Annotated in this window: 14 protein-coding genes; 13 read left to right on the top strand and 1 reads right to left on the bottom strand. The window is 49.8% G+C overall.

Annotated elements, in window-relative coordinates:
* The first annotated feature begins 365 nt into the window (after positions 1-365).
* The 3 genes from Q7J88_RS14000 to sucD all read left to right on the top strand — a co-directional run bounded on the left by Q7J88_RS14000 (position 366) and on the right by sucD (position 4,318).
* Entirely contained in the window at positions 366-1,829 is a 1,464-nt protein-coding gene (locus Q7J88_RS14000) for a 4-hydroxyphenylacetate 3-hydroxylase family protein (protein ID WP_303722856.1), read from the top strand.
* A gap of 347 nt (positions 1,830-2,176) precedes the next feature.
* The gene (sucC, locus tag Q7J88_RS13995; RefSeq protein ID WP_303722855.1) at positions 2,177-3,436 is read left to right on the top strand and encodes an ADP-forming succinate--CoA ligase subunit beta; all 1,260 of its coding nucleotides are present in this window, start codon (positions 2,177-2,179) and stop codon (positions 3,434-3,436) included.
* 9 nt (positions 3,437-3,445) lie between these two features.
* Positions 3,446-4,318: a succinate--CoA ligase subunit alpha gene (gene sucD, locus Q7J88_RS13990; protein ID WP_303722854.1), complete on the top strand. Its 873-nt coding sequence runs from the start codon at positions 3,446-3,448 to the stop codon at positions 4,316-4,318.
* A gap of 319 nt (positions 4,319-4,637) precedes the next feature.
* On the opposite strand, the gene Q7J88_RS13985 is transcribed toward sucD, so the two are convergent.
* Positions 4,638-5,573, bottom strand: a complete 936-nt coding sequence (locus tag Q7J88_RS13985; protein ID WP_303722853.1) for a 3-oxoacyl-ACP synthase III family protein — start codon at positions 5,571-5,573, stop codon at positions 4,638-4,640.
* A 328-nt stretch (positions 5,574-5,901) separates the two neighbouring features.
* On the opposite strand from Q7J88_RS13985, the gene Q7J88_RS13980 reads away from it, so the two are divergent.
* The 10 genes from Q7J88_RS13980 (at position 5,902) to Q7J88_RS13935 (ending at position 15,328) form a co-directional block, all read left to right on the top strand.
* Positions 5,902-6,483, top strand: a complete 582-nt coding sequence (locus Q7J88_RS13980) for a TetR/AcrR family transcriptional regulator (protein WP_303722852.1) — start codon at positions 5,902-5,904, stop codon at positions 6,481-6,483.
* Between the two features lie 78 nt (positions 6,484-6,561).
* Positions 6,562-7,524: a riboflavin kinase gene (locus tag Q7J88_RS13975; RefSeq protein WP_303722851.1), complete on the top strand. Its 963-nt coding sequence runs from the start codon at positions 6,562-6,564 to the stop codon at positions 7,522-7,524.
* 48 nt (positions 7,525-7,572) lie between these two features.
* Positions 7,573-8,535, top strand: a complete 963-nt coding sequence (locus Q7J88_RS13970) for an MBL fold metallo-hydrolase (RefSeq protein WP_303722850.1) — start codon at positions 7,573-7,575, stop codon at positions 8,533-8,535.
* A 381-nt stretch (positions 8,536-8,916) separates the two neighbouring features.
* Positions 8,917-10,095: an acetyl-CoA C-acetyltransferase gene (locus Q7J88_RS13965; protein WP_369682048.1), complete on the top strand. Its 1,179-nt coding sequence runs from the start codon at positions 8,917-8,919 to the stop codon at positions 10,093-10,095.
* A 116-nt stretch (positions 10,096-10,211) separates the two neighbouring features.
* Positions 10,212-10,622, top strand: coding sequence for a hypothetical protein (locus Q7J88_RS13960; RefSeq protein WP_303722848.1), 411 nt, complete (start codon positions 10,212-10,214; stop codon positions 10,620-10,622).
* Positions 10,623-10,648: 26 nt separating this feature from the next.
* Positions 10,649-10,813 carry a hypothetical protein gene (locus Q7J88_RS13955; protein ID WP_303722847.1) on the top strand — a complete coding sequence of 55 codons (165 nt, stop codon included), beginning with the start codon at positions 10,649-10,651 and terminating at the stop codon, positions 10,811-10,813.
* Positions 10,814-10,881: 68 nt separating this feature from the next.
* Positions 10,882-11,622 carry an IclR family transcriptional regulator gene (locus tag Q7J88_RS13950; protein ID WP_303722846.1) on the top strand — a complete coding sequence of 247 codons (741 nt, stop codon included), beginning with the start codon at positions 10,882-10,884 and terminating at the stop codon, positions 11,620-11,622.
* Positions 11,623-11,764: 142 nt separating this feature from the next.
* The gene (locus tag Q7J88_RS13945; protein WP_303722845.1) at positions 11,765-12,973 is read left to right on the top strand and encodes a bifunctional 3,4-dihydroxy-2-butanone-4-phosphate synthase/GTP cyclohydrolase II; all 1,209 of its coding nucleotides are present in this window, start codon (positions 11,765-11,767) and stop codon (positions 12,971-12,973) included.
* Between the two features lie 167 nt (positions 12,974-13,140).
* Entirely contained in the window at positions 13,141-13,953 is an 813-nt protein-coding gene (locus Q7J88_RS13940) for an electron transfer flavoprotein subunit beta/FixA family protein (RefSeq protein WP_303722844.1), read from the top strand.
* Between the two features lie 19 nt (positions 13,954-13,972).
* Entirely contained in the window at positions 13,973-15,328 is a 1,356-nt protein-coding gene (locus Q7J88_RS13935; RefSeq protein WP_303722843.1) for an electron transfer flavoprotein subunit alpha, read from the top strand.
* Positions 15,329-15,333: the final 5 nt, after the last annotated feature.

Below are 15,333 nucleotides of genomic sequence, written 5' to 3'. Positions count from 1 at the left end.
ATATGCTGGTCACTGGGTATCGTCGTTTTTTTAGTGTGCCGAGGGTAGAGGTCTTTAGCTCGACCGATTGGTACAGATATTGACCAATATTGACGTAGATTTTGTCAAGCAGAAAATGCCCAGTCTTTATTGTTCTTTCCTGACTCATCAGTTAACTTTAAAGAGCAACTCAGACTAAGAGTACGAAAATCTTTGAACATGTATATTCCCCGATATTTTTGGATGTCGAAAAATTAATCATTGTTTTGACTTGACAAGGAAGACCTGTATGGCGACAATATACCGAACGGTCGAACAAGGGTGGGTTGCAAATCTTATTCGAATATCACCCTGCGCTTTTTCAAAAATCTATGGAGGTTTGCCAGATGGCGATGAAAAGTGGGAGTGACTACAAGGAAAGTCTCAAGCAGAGAAACATCAATGTTTACGCCTTCGGTGAGAAGATCGAAGAGGTTACAGCACACCCGCTGTTTCAGCCGCACGTTGAGGCCGCATCGTTAACATATGAGCTGGCCTTCGACCCGAGTACAGAGGATCTGGTAACGGCGAAGTCGCATTTAACGAACAAGAAAATCAACCGTTTTACCCATATCCATCAAAGCACCGACGATCTGATTAAAAAGGTCAAGCTACTGCGGCTGATCGCTGGCAAGACCGGCAGCTGTTATCAGCGCTGTGTCGGCTGGGATGCGATGAATGCAACCTATTCGGTGACATTCGAAATGGATCAGGAACTTGGCACCGATTACCACCAGCGTTTCCGCAAGTACCTGGAGTATATTCAGGAAAACGATTTGATGGTGGCTGGCTCGATGACCGATCCGAAAGGTGACCGGTCGCTGACTCCTGGCAAACAGAAAGATCCGGACATGTTCGTTCATGTTGTGGAGAAGAACGACAAGGGGATCGTCATCCGCGGAGCCAAGGCTCACATGACCGGGATTGTCAATTCGCACGAAATGCTGGTGATGCCGACAATGGCCATGGGAGAGGATGACAAGGCCTATGCGGTCGCCTGTGCCTTTCCGGTTGACACTGAAGGTGTTATCCATATTTTTGGTCGCCAAACCAATGATGAACGGCGCACCGGTGATGGAGGTGAGATCGACCAGGGGAATGCCAAGTACGGCACCGTCGGTGGAGAAGCCCTGACCATCCTGGAGGATGTCTTTGTTCCCTGGGAGCGGGTTTTTATGTGCGAAGAGGCACAGTACGCAGGTTTACTGGTGGAGCGTTTTGCGAGCTATCACCGACAGAATTACGGTGGCTGCAAGGCAGGAGTCAGCGACGTAATTATCGGTGCGACCACCGCAATGGCTCAGTCGAGCGGTGTAGACAAGGCGTCTCACGTTCGCGATAAGGTTGTTGAGATGGTTCATCTCACCGAAACTCTCTATTGTGGATCGATCGCCTGCTCCTGCGAAGGAGCAGCAACCCCGTCGGGCGCCTATTACGTTAATCCATTGCTTGCCAATACAGTGAAGCAGAATGTCACCAGGTTCATCTACGAGATTGCTCGTCTTTCCCACGATATTTCTGGTGGATGCATGGCAACCCTGCCTTCAGAGAAAGATCTGAACCACCCAGAAGTCGGTAAGTATGTCAAAAAGTATTTTAAAGGTGTGGAAGGAGTTTCCACCGAGGACCGCATGCGAATTGCCCGACTGGTTGAAAACATGACTGGTGGCACAGCGCTAGTCGAGAGTATGCATGGTGCAGGCTCTCCTCAGGCTCAAAGGGTCATGATCCTGCGTCAGGCCAACCTTGGACACAAGGTGAAGCTGGCTAAAAAACTGGCTGGAATTAAGGATAAAGAAAAAGATTTATGATCGAATATGGGGAAAATTAAGGTTGGCGTAAAACTTTGTGGGCACTGCAACCCACTCGCTGATGGTCTGTCAATTGTCAGTGCCGTAGGGGCCACACACAATGGATTGGAGTTAGTGCACTGGGAGGATCCCGATAAGGATGTGCTGCTCATCTTCAGCGCTTGTCCAAGCAATTGTGTGAGTAAGCCGGATTTTTCCGGGCCGATTATCATTGTGACAGATAGCACGATAAACGGAGCAAAGGTTTCAGCTCAACAAATGCCAGAGGCTATTGTCGAAATGGTACTGGCCGAACGGAATTCAGATAGCTGATAAACATTGAGTGTTTGCTAACATTGGAGGATTAAGTGAATATCCACGAGTATCAAGCAAAGGCAATTTTACGCAATTTCGATGTGCCGGTTCCTGATGGGCACGTGGTCTACAACAGCAACTCGGCACGCGACTGGGCTCGGCGGCTCGGTGATGGCCCTTGGGCGGTAAAGGCCCAGATTCACGCTGGCGGGCGCGGCAAGGGGGGCGGTGTCAAGATCGCCAAGACCGCCGACGAGGTCAAGCAGTTTGCCCGCGATATGTTCGGCATGACCCTGGTCACCCACCAGACCGGCCCGGAAGGGAAGATCGTCAAACGGGTGCTGGTGGAAAAGGGGAGCAACATCGCCGATGAATATTATGTGTCCTTTCTGGTCGACCGCGCCACCGGCAAGGTGACCCTGATGGCTTCGGCCGAAGGGGGCATGGACATCGAAGAGGTCGCCGCAAATACCCCGGAAAAGCTCTTTTTCGAGGTGGTCGATCCGGTGGCCGGGCTGACCGCCTTCCAGGCCCGCAAGGTGGCCTTCAAACTCGGCTTCGGTACTGCCCAGGTCAAACAAGCGGTACCCCTGCTGATGAATCTTTACAAGGCCTTCGTTGACACCGACTGTTCGCTGTTGGAGATCAATCCGCTGATCCAGACCGCCGAAGGGGACCTGCTCTGCCTGGACGCTAAGCTCAACTTCGATGAAAACGCCTTATTCCGCCACGAACGGATCCGTGACCTGCGCGACTATGACGAAGAGGACCCGATGGAAATTGAGGCCTCGCAGTACGATCTTTCGTATATCGCACTGGATGGCAACATCGGCTGCATGGTCAACGGCGCCGGCTTGGCGATGGCGACCATGGACATCATCAAATACTACGATGGTGCCCCTGCCAACTTCCTTGATGTCGGCGGCGGTGCCACCATCGAGCGGGTCACCGAAGCCTTTAAAATCATACTCTCCGACGCCAAGGTCGAAGGCATTCTGGTCAATATCTTCGGTGGCATCATGAAGTGTGACGTCATCGCTACCGGTGTGATCAAGGCAGCCAAGCAGGTTGGCGTCAAGGTGCCGCTGGTCGTGCGGCTGGAAGGGACCAATGTCGACCTGGGGAAGAAGATGCTGGCTGAATCGGGACTCAATATTGTCAGTGCCGAGGGCATGACCGACGCGGCTGAGAAGATCGTCAAGGCCGTCAATATCAAAGGAGAAATGCAGACGACCCTCCATGCTGTGGCTAACCTGCACGCCCCGGGCGTTGACAGTATGCTTTCTTCTGAAAAACATTCAATCAACGAGTAGGGAAATAAAATGAGCCTATTAATTGATAAAAATACCAAAGTTATTACTCAAGGGATCACTGGTGCCACTGGCCTTTTTCACGCACAAGGGGCCCGGGATTACGGCACATTGATGGTTGGTGGAGTGACTCCGGGAAAGGGAGGAACCCAAGTTGACGGCTTTCCGATTTTCAATACCGTGGAAGAAGCTGTCAAGGCAACCGGAGCGACGGCATCGGTTATTTATGTGCCACCGATTGGCTGTGCTGATGCCATCATGGAGGCGGTGGATGCTGGAATAGAACTGGTGATCTGCATTACTGAAGGGGTGCCGGTTCTGGACATGGTTAAGGTCAAGAAATACATGGAGGGCAAGAACTGTCGGCTGATCGGCCCGAACTGCCCCGGCGTTATCACTCCGGGTGCGTGCAAGATCGGCATCATGCCCGGTTACATCCACAAACCCGGCCCGGTTGGCGTCGTCTCACGCTCCGGCACCCTGACCTACGAGGCGGTCTGGCAGTTGACCTCCCGCGGCATCGGCCAGTCCACCTGCGTCGGCATCGGCGGTGACCCAGTCAATGGCACCAGCCACCTCGAAGTGCTGAAGATGTTCGAGGAAGATCCGGAGACCAAGTCGGTGATCATGATCGGCGAGATCGGTGGTGACGCTGAAGAACAGGCCGCTGAATTTGTCCGCGACCACATGACTAAGCCGGTCGCTGCCTTTATCGCTGGCGCGACCGCCCCGCCCGGTAAGCGGATGGGGCACGCAGGCGCCATCATTTCCGGCGGCAAAGGGGACGCCGCCAGCAAAAAGTCCTTCCTGCGCGAGTGCGGCATCAGCGTCGCCGATTCCCCGGCGGAGATGGCCGAGGCCCTGCTGAAGGTCTGGGCTCCCTAAGCGTGAGCTCAGAAAACCAGAAGGTTGGAACCGAGTTAGCACGTGGGAAAAAAGAGTTCTGGAGCTGTCAGGAATTCTTGGCCGGTTAGTGGACAGCAGCTTAAGTCAAGATGAACCGCCAGCAGTCTCTGGAACGCACTTTGGTATTAAAGGTTGTTTCAGGATGGTCACATAAGCGATAAGTATTAAATCGATACATTAAGGCTTGAATCCATCAAACAAATCAACGCAAGTTCCATTGCTACAAAGAATAGGCTGCAGCTTTTGGTCAAAGCTGCAGCCTATTCAGTACTAACCACAGGTCTGCTAATTTTTTTTGTTAGCTTGGTTTGATAGCAACTCTACGAAGCAGGCTGCTGGCCCATGACAGTCCGACCCCGAAGCCGCTGATGGCAATAAGGTTGGCCGGGCCGTTTAACTCATCTTGAAGTAGCAGAGGAATGCTTGAACCGATCGTGTTACCGGTTTCCTGAATTTTGTAGGGGACTTTGGTCTTTTCAATCCCAAGCTTATTGGCAATGGTTTCGACGATGATTTTACTTCCCTGATGCAGCAGAAAACAGTCTATCTCCTGCAAGTTAACCTGATTTTTCTCGGCCATTTGGCATAAGTCTTTGGGGATCGTTTTTGCCGCAAAATTGAAGACCGCCCGGCCATTCATGTGTAAATAACCCTGCCCGTCGACTTCAAGACTTCCGCGATCTTTACCGATAGTGCCGAATGTGGTTGCCCCGGATACGAAGACAGGATCATCCGAGACCAGGGTCGCAGCAGCAGCGTCACCGAAGAGGAGAGCAGTATTTTTGTCTGTAGGGTCAACAACTTTAGAATAGGGGTCTGCAGTAATGAGGACCCCTTTTTTGAGCCCATTAGCGCTCATAAAGGCCTCAAAAACAGATAGCCCGTAGACGAAACCAGAGCACCCGAGAGAGATGTCATAGCAGGCACAATTGCTGGGCAGATCCAACTTGTCATGGACAATCGCTGAGGTGTGAGGGATGTTCTTGTCAGGGTTTTGTGTTACCACGACAAGAGCTTCGATGTCGACTCTGTTGAGTTTGGATCGAGCTTCTAACGCCTCGAACGCTTTCACGCAAAGATCAGAGGTTTCTTCAGAACTTGATTTCTGTGAAATTCTTTTGATTCCGATCTTGTTTTCGATGAAGTTATCATCGATGGAAAATTGCTCTTTCCGCTCATAATTAGAAATCCTGCCATCCGGAATGAAGTAGCCAATATCCTCTATGCCGATCATGAGTCTATCCTTTGCTTTACTTTGGTAGGCCGCGGCCCGGTGCCAAACATTAGCTGGTCGACAGGGGAGAGATGATGAATGTCTCTCATCCATTGACGCAGAAAATATGCTTTATCTTGACTTTGTTGGAGTTGCTGTGGCAACATGACTCTACCAACCGTTCGGTAGAGCTGGCTATTAAGTTAATTTGTAGCAAAGTAGTTACAAAAAAACCATGATTTTCTCTGCCGATAGCTTGGTGTGGTCGCTGTGAAATCGTAGCAAGGCCGAATATGTCTACTTTTCATGGTTAATGCTAAAGGAAGTTTAGTAGCAGAGGGGCCAACAGATGAATAAGACACACGAAAATATTTTGAATAGTGCCATCAAGTTAATCTTGGAAAATGGCTACAGCGGAACCTCTATCCAGATGATCGCAGAAAATGTTGGTGTGTCAAAAAGTACAGTCATTCACTATTTCAAAAATAAAGAAGGGATACTGCTGTCAGTTCTTAACAATTTTCTACCGACGGCGATTGAAAACTTTAAATCAGATCTTGAAAATAAAACACTAAGTGGTTTTGAAAAACTTAGAAGATTTATAAGATTTCATATGAAGTTAATATCCGATTCAGGTGATATTTTAACCATTAATATTAATGAAACAAGATACTTGAGTAAAAAATCAAAATCTATCCTTCAAAAACATCAAAAAGATTACGAAGGGATGGTAGCAAAAATTATTTACCAAATATTGGATGAAAATGAGAAAAATTCAAAAGATATGAACCCTATGATACTGACCAAAGCTGTCATCGGAATGTGTAATTCTGCAATGATATGGTTTTCAGCAGAAGGGCTGTTTAGCGTTGATGATATTTCCGAACAACTCTTTGAATTAGTTGCAATTGATGGAATTAGAGCCATATGAACAATCATGCGCTTCTGGACTGCTCGGTATTAACTTTGGGTCCCAAAGTGGTCAAAGAAAAGTAGGGAGCTTCGCTGAATGGAAATCTATACATCACTTTATCAGTTACCTGATGGTTTGAGATCTAGTGTGATTACACTGGGAAATTTCGATGGCGTGCACCTCGGACATCAGGGACTGTTTCGTGAGTTGATTAAGAAATCCCGTCAGCACAACTGTACTTCTACCGTTTTTACCTTTTCGCCCCATCCGTTGAAACTTCTCGCGCCGGAGAAGGCCCCTTTGCTGCTCAGCACACTTGAGGAGAAAAGGCTTTTGATTTCTGCATCACAAGTTGAACGACTGATTGAAGCGCCGTTCACAAGGGAGTTTGCGCAGATGTCACCTGTGCAGTTTGTCGATGATTTGCTTGTCAAACGGCTGAAGATCAAATGTTTAATAGTCGGTTACAATTATGCCTTTGGCTGCGAGCGACGAGGGAATATTGAGTTTTTAAAACAGCGTGGCCGTGAAAAGGGTTTTGAAGTAATGGTTATCCCACCGATTGGTGGCGATGGGCCTGCATTCAGTTCGACACGTATCCGACAAATGGTTGCAGCTGGTCAGATCGCTGAGGTGGCACAACTGCTCGGGCGTCACTTTAGCCTTGAGGGGCAGGTGGTTCAAAAGGAACCGCGGAGTAGAGGGCTCGGGCTTGCTACGGTCACACTTCAGACAAGCAAAGAACAGTTGCCCCGAGCAGGGTTGTATGCTGTCAACGTAAGGTGTGGTCAACAGGGAGTTAAGGGGGTTGCCCGCATTGCAGCTCAAGCGGAAACTGGCACAGGAAAAACAAGCGTCGAGGTGTATATGAGGGATTTCGTTAGCCGACGGGGGGAAACGTCATTAAGCGTCGATTTTCTCGAAACCCTGCCAGGTGAATTCAGAATTCCAGAACTCAAAATGCCCTTCAACGATCTTGCGTGCGATGTTCCCCATTTCCATCAGTGGCAGGGCCTTAACAAACCCAAGACAGGTCAACAGCCTTATTCCCTGATTTGAATTGTTGAAAGGGGCGATCAAAACAGGGCAATTTTTATGATAGAAGAAATGGCGGCCGACCTGTTCAGAGTTGAAATTCCTCTTCCTGGTTCCCCCCTGAAATATTTAAATTCATACGTGATTAGAGGCGGCGGGCGCAACCTGATTATCGACACCGGCCTGAATCGCCCCTTATGTCTGCAAGCCATGAGAGATTGTCTCCATTTTCTGGGGATTGACCTTAAACACACAGATTTTTATATAACGCACCTGCATGCTGATCATCTTGGCTTACTCGATAAGCTTGCGGTTCAGGGATCATCCAGGGTCTTTTTCAACCATCGCGAGGCAGATCAGTTCGGTGGTGATTTTGGTGTTGGAGAGATGCTCAGGCATTCCGTCCGGGCAGGCTTTCCAGAGGTGGAAATCGCCGCGATCGATTTTACTCCGAGCACCATTTATGGCAGTGAGGTAAGGCCCGATTTCTGTCTGGTACAGGAAGACGACCGGATTCGATGTGGAGGCTATGACTTCCGCTGTATCGAAACCCCAGGGCATACCAAGGGGCATATATGTCTGTACGAAGAGCAAAAGGGGATTCTCATTTCTGGAGATCATATTTTGAACGACATATCTCCGATTATCCAACTCTGGTCGGATGACGAAAACCCTCTCGCTGATTATCTAGCCAGCCTGCAGAAGGTTGCTGCACTGGATGTAGATCTCGTTTTGCCGGGTCATCGAACGACATTTACTGACTGCAAGAGGCGGATCGAAGAACTTCGGCAACATCATCATAACCGGATTGCTGAAGTGCTTGACATTGTTCATGATGACAGCCTTCAGTCAGCATATCAGGTAGCCGCACAGATGAATTGGAATCTGGAATTTACTAGCTGGGAAGAATTGCCAGTTGCTCAGCGCTGGTTCGCAACTGGAGAAGCCAACGCGCATTTAAAATATGTTCAGGAACAGGGGGAAGTACGCAGAAGAGAGATTAATGGAAAGTTCTTCTTTTATTCTGCAGATTAAATGAGATCGGTCAACAATAGTGAGCCGCATGATGTGTAGGCTGCTCCTGTCGCAATCGCCCAGTCTTAGCGTTTCTTTGCAAAAGTCGCCATAGTTTTTCATACGATTTCCTTCTCCAGTCGAGCTTTCGTCCGTTCTTTATCAAGCCGAGAAGTCTCTACTTCCTGGTCCGTAACAGCGTAATTGTCAGCAGATGCCAGGCCTTTAGGCTTAAGCATTTTACTCCGGTTACGCCAGATGAGCCGTTGTCTGATTTTATACTTGACAAGGGTTGGATATAACGCGATCATATACCGAACGGTCGGTATGACCCGCAGGTTTTAAAGAACTCGTTTCGGACAATTCGTTAGGTAATATAACAAGTCAGAAAAGGTCTCAATGATGGAAGATGTTGTTATTGTTGGCGCGGCGCGAACTGCAATCGGCGCATTTATGGGAGGACTTCAGGACCTTTCCGCGGTGGAGCTTGGCATTGTGGCGGTCAAGGGGGCCTTGGAGAAGTCAGAGGTCGATGCTGCTCTGGTCGAAGAGGTCGTCGGTGGGATGATTTATAAAGCTGGCGCCAAGGGAAATCCCGCCCGTCAGGTCCAGCTCGGGGCAGACATCCCGGTCGAGGGCGCTGCTGTGACAGTTGAACAGCTCTGCGGCTCCGCTATGCGAGCGCTGGAGATCGCCTCCCAGCAACTGATTCTCGGAAAGACTGCCATCAGCGTGGCCGTAGGCATGGAGAGCATGTCGAAGGCCCCCCATTTGCTCCTTAACTCCCGCCAGGGATTGCGACTAGGGCAAGGTGGGCTTGAAGACCATCTCCTTTATGACGCGTTGGTCGATGCTTTCACCGGCACCCACATGGGGATTACAGCTGAAACCCTGGCGGAGAAATATCAGATTTCCCGTGAGGAGCAGGATGCTTTGGCATTGCTCAGCCATCAACGGGCAGTTCAGGCCATTGAGACCGGAAAATTCAAATCCGAAATAGTACCTGTCAGTGTACCCGGTCGAAAAGGGGAGGTCCTGGTAGATACGGATGAGCATCCCCGTAGTGACCTTAGCATGGAAAAGCTGGCAGGCCTGAAGCCTGCATTCAAGAGGGATGGCACCGTTACCGCAGGGAACGCCTCGGGAATTAATGATGGTGCTGCCGCCTTGGTTCTTATGACCGCGTCTAGAGCCAAAGAACTCGGAATCGAACCAATAGCCAGAATCCTTTCGACAGCCACGAGCGGTGTTGAACCGGAAGTGATGGGAATTGGCCCCGCTTACGCAATTCCAAAGGCCTTGAAGTATGCAGGTCTGGAGTTGGCCGATATCGATTATTTTGAAATCAACGAAGCTTTTGCTGCCCAATTTCTGGCTGTCAACAGAGAGCTGAACCTCGATATGCAAAAGGTAAATGCCAACGGTTCCGGAATCGCTCTCGGACATCCGGTCGGGTGTACAGGCATCCGGATCGTTGTCAGCCTGTTGGGTGAAATGAAGCGTCGCCAAAGTCGTTACGGTGTGGCCTCTCTCTGCGTTGGTGGCGGCCCCTCAATGGCCACAGTTTTAGAGCTGGTTTAGATGAAAAGTGTTGTTAATGCGAGGCAGCTTGTCTTCTGCTTAGGTCGCAGAAAAAGGGACTAAGTTATTCTGGCGTGGAAGAATATACCAGTCGTCAGGACAACTGGCGATAAGGGTTGGGTTTGCCACGGAGCGATAGAAAACCTCCTCAAGCAATTGCTGGGGCTCTCTCCTCCTCAATTGTACTTTCGCTCCGTGGTTTTTTTCTAGGAATGATTGAAAAAGGAGGTGGCAAGTTGAAATATCTGGTTTCAATTCGCTATATGGCAGCCTTCAGTCTGTTTTCACTGTTGATTTTTGTGCAGTCTGCTACTGCTGAACAATGGTGGCCTTTCGCCGAATATTCACCTCCTGATACTATTTATTCCCCTTATCGGAAACAAGGTGTGGAAAAAAGCAATGAGACAAACTTAAATCAAGAAGCACCAGAAACTGAAGATTTCATCAGTAAGTCAGAAATGCTTCAGTCAAGTTCTGATATTCAATATTTTTATAATTTTGAACAGTACAATTGTTTTGTTCCATGACAATTATGTTATCAAAAGGTGTGAAAATGTCTAGATACGAAGATAAACCGTTGAAACATGTGTTGACCTTTAGAATAAACGATGACGAAAAAGATATTGTTAAAGAGATGATCACTATTTCTGGAACCAATGTTTCTACTCTTTTGCGCAAAGTATTACGAAAACATAGTAAAAGCTTTGCCAAGAATTGAGAACCAAATATCAGACATTCATTTTTCTGGTTGATTGATAATGTGTCGGTATGTAGCCGGAGATGGCGATGCAAAAAAACAATAAAGATTCTTATACGATACGAACGGTTGAAAAAGCACTAAGTATTTTAGAAGCAATCAGCGAAGTATCTGGGAACTTTAGAGTTAGCCAGTTAAGTGACAAGTTGGGGATGGACAAGAGCTACGTTTACCGAGTCCTCGCAACCTTCGAAAAACATGGCTATGTTCAGCATGTCACGGACTCAAATAAATACTGTACCGGTCCGATGGCATACGAAACAGGCAGTAAGTTTCTTCATCAGATGCAGCTATTACAAAAGGCCAAGCCGATTATGGAGTCTGTGGCGCAAGAAACTGCTGAAGCTGTTTATCTTGTCATCCCCATTAGCAATGATGTTCTTTTTTTAGAGTTTGTTGACTCTCCTCAACAGGTGCGGGTGATGCCACTGGTGGGCAAGCGTTTTCCTCTGCAACAGGTATCTGCAGGGAAAGTTATCCAGGCACATAATAAGCCTCAGTCTCAGATGTTGAGTCGCGATCAGGGTATTTCTCGTCAGGAAGACTTTGTTGACCACGGGTTGGTTGGTGCCGGAATTGGGAGCCTCTCAGTGCCGATTTTAGACGTACAACAATTTGCGGTTGCAAGCTTCAGCCTGATTGCCCCTGATTTCCGGTTAAGCCATGAGCGTATTGAACAAAGCTTAATGGAGACATTGCTAGATGCGGGCAGGCAATTGTCCGAAAAACTCGGATATTTCAACGCTAAACTTTTCCAGAAGTGCTTCTAATGATGGATTGTCTATTTATGAACTGTCGGTTTGTCCTTGGTCCGGCGAAGAACCAGGAGTTATCACGTTGCAGTGTTTTCGGTTTGGCGGTTGAGGCTCGGCAGAAATTGCGATATGAGGTTGCCGCGAAAGGTGCTCTAAAATGAAAATCACCACCAAGATAGAAGCTGCTCTGGAAGATTTGCGCCAAGGGAAGATGGTCATCCTCGTTGATGATGAAGACAGAGAAAATGAGGGCGATTTGGTCATGGCGGCGGGAAAAGTGACCCCCGAGGCGATCAACTTTATGGCGAAAGAGGGGCGAGGACTCATCTGCCTGGCATTGACTACTGAACGGGCAGAACACTTGGATCTGCCGCAGATGGTGACAGAAAACTCTTGCTCCTTTGGAACCGCTTTTACCGTCTCCATAGAAGCAAAGACCGGGGTTACAACAGGGATATCTGCTGCTGACAGGGCGAGGACGATTCAGGTTGCTGTTGCTGAGAATGCCTGTGCTTCTGACTTGGCTCGGCCAGGGCATGTCTTTCCTTTGCGCGCGAAAGAAGGTGGGGTCTTGGTTCGCACAGGGCAAACAGAAGGTTCGGTCGATATGGCTCGACTGGCAGGGCTTAATCCATCCGGAGTCATCTGTGAAATCATGAATGATGACGGCACAATGGCGCGGATGCCACAGCTTAAGACCTTTGCTCTGAAGCATGGTTTGAAAATTGTCAGTATCGCCGATCTGGTCAGCTACCGGATGCAGAATGAGGTATTGGTGCGTAAGGCTGCTTCTACGATCCTGCCGACTCATGAATATGGTGAGTTTGAAATCGTCGTTTTCGAAAATGATGTCGATCAGGCACAGCATCTTGCCCTCATCAAGGGAGAGGTAGGAGGGGCGGAACCGGTGCTTGTTCGTGTCCATTCAGAATGTTTGACTGGAGATGTTTTCAGTTCGCAGCGATGTGATTGTGGAGAACAACTTCAGATGGCTATGCAAATGATCGCTGAGGAAGGGGCTGGGGTCGTTCTGTATCTGCGTCAGGAAGGGCGAGGGATCGGTTTGATTAACAAATTAAAAGCTTATTCCCTGCAAGATCAGGGGCAGGATACAGTTGAAGCTAATGAAAGTCTCGGGTTTAAAGCGGATCTACGAGATTACGGAATTGGGGCTCAGATATTAGCTGAACTTGGTATTACAAAGATGCGGTTGATGACGAATAATCCCAAAAAAATGATTGGCCTGAAAGGCTACGGTCTTGATGTCGTAGAACGTGTTCCCATTCTGGCGAAACTGACTGGTCACAATAACAAGTATTTAAAGACAAAGCAGAAGAAACTTGGTCATATGCTGAGCTCTCTTTAGAAAGTCTGGCAAGAATACGCGAATGATCAGGTAGCCGCTGGAATAGTACATTTTTTTATTTAAATTTTTCGCAAACTTGTTAGGGAATTCCATTGAATAACTTCCATAACAAAACATTTTGCTATTAATGACTGTTTGAATGTTTAAAGGTGAAAGGGAGTGATTCTATGCTCGTCATTTCTTGTATCAAGCAGGTTCCGGATACGACACAGGTCCAGATCGACCCAGAGACCAATACACTGATCCGTGAGGGAATTCCCTTTATCGTCAACCCCTACGATACTCACGCACTTGAGGAGGGGTTGAGCCTGAAAGATCGCTTCGGCCTGCGGCCCGTGGCCCTATCGATGGGGCCGCCGAATGCAGAAGCGACCCTGCGAAAGGCCTGCGCACTTGGCGTTGACGACGCAATCCTGCTTTCCGACCGCTGTTTCGGCGGCGCTGACACCCTCGCCACCAGCAGGGTGCTGGCCTCGGCGATCGAGAAGCTCGCCGAGCAAGAGGAGCTGGGCATCGTTTTTTGCGGCAAGCAGACCATCGATGGCGATACCGCCCAGGTCGGGCCGGGCATCGCCTCGCGACTGGGACTGCAACAACTGACTCTGGTTGACCGCATCGTACACCTCGACCTAGAGAAAAAACGGATTCGTGTCCGTCGCAAGCTGGAAGGTCGTCATGAGATCGTCGAAGCCCCGTTGCCGGTGATGATCACAGTGGTGCGCGAGCTCAACCGCCCGCGTTATCCAACCGTGCCGATGCGGCTTGAGGCTGAAGATGTCATGGTAAAGACTTGGGACAACTCGGTTTTAGGCCTTGATGTCGAAACGGTCGGCCTCAAAGGCTCACCGACCTGGGTGAGCAAGATTTTCTCCCCGGAACGTGATCAGGGCGAGATTATCGGCGATGGCATTAACGACCCGGAGGGGACCGCAAACCTGCTGATTGAAAAACTGTTGAGCAAGGATCTCCTAGCGATCTGAGCAGAGAAGGGGATATCGCATGAGCGAGATTAAGAAAATCAAGAAGCCGCGCGGCAAGGCCCGCATCCTCGAGGGGAGATGTGTTGCTTGCGGTGAGCGTTGTATCAGTTCTTGTCCGGTTGACTGTATTGAAATGGGCGATGCTGGTGAACCGTTGAGTGTCGCGCTGGAAAAATGTATCGGCTGTGCCAAATGTGTTAAGGCATGCGCAGCCGAAGCCCTGGAGATGTTCTACACACCGGAGGAGCTCGAACAGCTCAAACTGTGGCAGGAACAGCATGAAGGCGGCGAAGAAGAAATCGATGAGGAAGAACGGCAGCTGCGGAAACGACTGGCTCAGTACAAGGGGGTCTGGGTGTTCATCGAACAGTATGATAGTGAAGCTGCCAAGGTTTCCTGGGAACTGCTCGGTACCGGCCGGCAACTGGCCGACCGTCTCAAGGTCGAGCTGACCTCCGTCGTCATCGGCCATCAGGTTGAACCGCTCTGCCAGGAAGCATTTAACTACGGTGCCGACAAGGCGATTCTGCTTGATGCCCCGGTCTATAAGCACTACCGCACCCAGGCATTTAACGATGCCATCGTCCACCTGATTAATACGCACAAGCCGGAGATCATCTTGATGGGCGCAACCGGCCAAGGCCGCGATCTGGCCGGTGCTGTGGCGACCGTAGTAAAAACAGGTCTGACCGCCGACTGCACCGGTCTCGATATCGACGCACACGGCAACCTGGCTCAGACTCGCCCGGCTTTCGGCGGCAACATCATGGCGACCATCATGTGCGACCGGTTCCGGCCACAGATGGCGACGGTGAGACCACACGTGATGTCGATGCCCGAGTGGCGGGAGGGGCGCAGCGGTGTCATTATCCGGGACGATTTCACCCCACGTGAAGAGAATATCCTGGTCAAGGTGCTTGAAGTCATCAACGACAAGGACGGGAAGGATCAGATCGATATCGCCGGTGCCGAGGTCATTGTTTCCGGTGGCCGCGGCATGATGAATAAAGAGAACTTTGTCATCCTCAACGAGCTTGCCGAAGAACTGGGAGCCGTGGTCGGCGCTTCGCGCAGCGCGGTCGATGCCGGTTGGAAGCCCCATAGTTTCCAGGTCGGCCAGACCGGCAAGACGGTACGGCCGAAGATCTACATCGCCTGTGGCATCAGCGGAGCCATCCAGCACATGGTCGGGATGCAGGACTCGGACGTCATCATCGCCATTAACCGCGATCCGGAGGCGCCGATCTTCCAGATCGCGACATACGGTATTGTGGGCGACCTGTTTGAAGTGGTGCCCGCGCTGACCAGACAGGTCCGCGAGTTAAAGGAGCAACGCCGCACCGGTGGGACAGTTGCGCTAAATGCAGCTGTTTGAGCAGG

It is taken from the genome of Malonomonas rubra (assembly GCF_003247215.1).
Classification (GTDB): Bacteria; Desulfobacterota; Desulfuromonadia; order Desulfuromonadales; family Geopsychrobacteraceae; genus Malonomonas; species Malonomonas rubra_A.
Note: the sequence above shows the minus strand (reverse complement) of the source record. Positions and strands in the feature narration are given on the sequence as shown.

Excerpts from the sequence above, each read along its gene's own strand:
- Q7J88_RS14000 (WP_303722856.1), top strand. The coding sequence starts at position 366 with ATGGCGATGAAAAGTGGGAGTGACTACAAGGAAAGTCTCAAGCAGAGA.
- sucD (WP_303722854.1), top strand. The coding sequence starts at position 3,446 with ATGAGCCTATTAATTGATAAAAATACCAAAGTTATTACTCAAGGGATC.
- Q7J88_RS13985 (WP_303722853.1), bottom strand. The coding sequence starts at position 5,573 with ATGATCGGCATAGAGGATATTGGCTACTTCATTCCGGATGGCAGGATT.
- Q7J88_RS13980 (WP_303722852.1), top strand. The coding sequence starts at position 5,902 with ATGAATAAGACACACGAAAATATTTTGAATAGTGCCATCAAGTTAATC.
- Q7J88_RS13975 (WP_303722851.1), top strand. The coding sequence starts at position 6,562 with ATGGAAATCTATACATCACTTTATCAGTTACCTGATGGTTTGAGATCT.
- Q7J88_RS13970 (WP_303722850.1), top strand. The coding sequence starts at position 7,573 with ATGGCGGCCGACCTGTTCAGAGTTGAAATTCCTCTTCCTGGTTCCCCC.
- Q7J88_RS13965 (WP_369682048.1), top strand. The coding sequence starts at position 8,917 with ATGGAAGATGTTGTTATTGTTGGCGCGGCGCGAACTGCAATCGGCGCA.
- Q7J88_RS13955 (WP_303722847.1), top strand. The coding sequence starts at position 10,649 with ATGTCTAGATACGAAGATAAACCGTTGAAACATGTGTTGACCTTTAGA.
- Q7J88_RS13950 (WP_303722846.1), top strand. The coding sequence starts at position 10,882 with ATGCAAAAAAACAATAAAGATTCTTATACGATACGAACGGTTGAAAAA.
- Q7J88_RS13945 (WP_303722845.1), top strand. The coding sequence starts at position 11,765 with ATGAAAATCACCACCAAGATAGAAGCTGCTCTGGAAGATTTGCGCCAA.
- Q7J88_RS13940 (WP_303722844.1), top strand. The coding sequence starts at position 13,141 with ATGCTCGTCATTTCTTGTATCAAGCAGGTTCCGGATACGACACAGGTC.
- Q7J88_RS13935 (WP_303722843.1), top strand. The coding sequence starts at position 13,973 with ATGAGCGAGATTAAGAAAATCAAGAAGCCGCGCGGCAAGGCCCGCATC.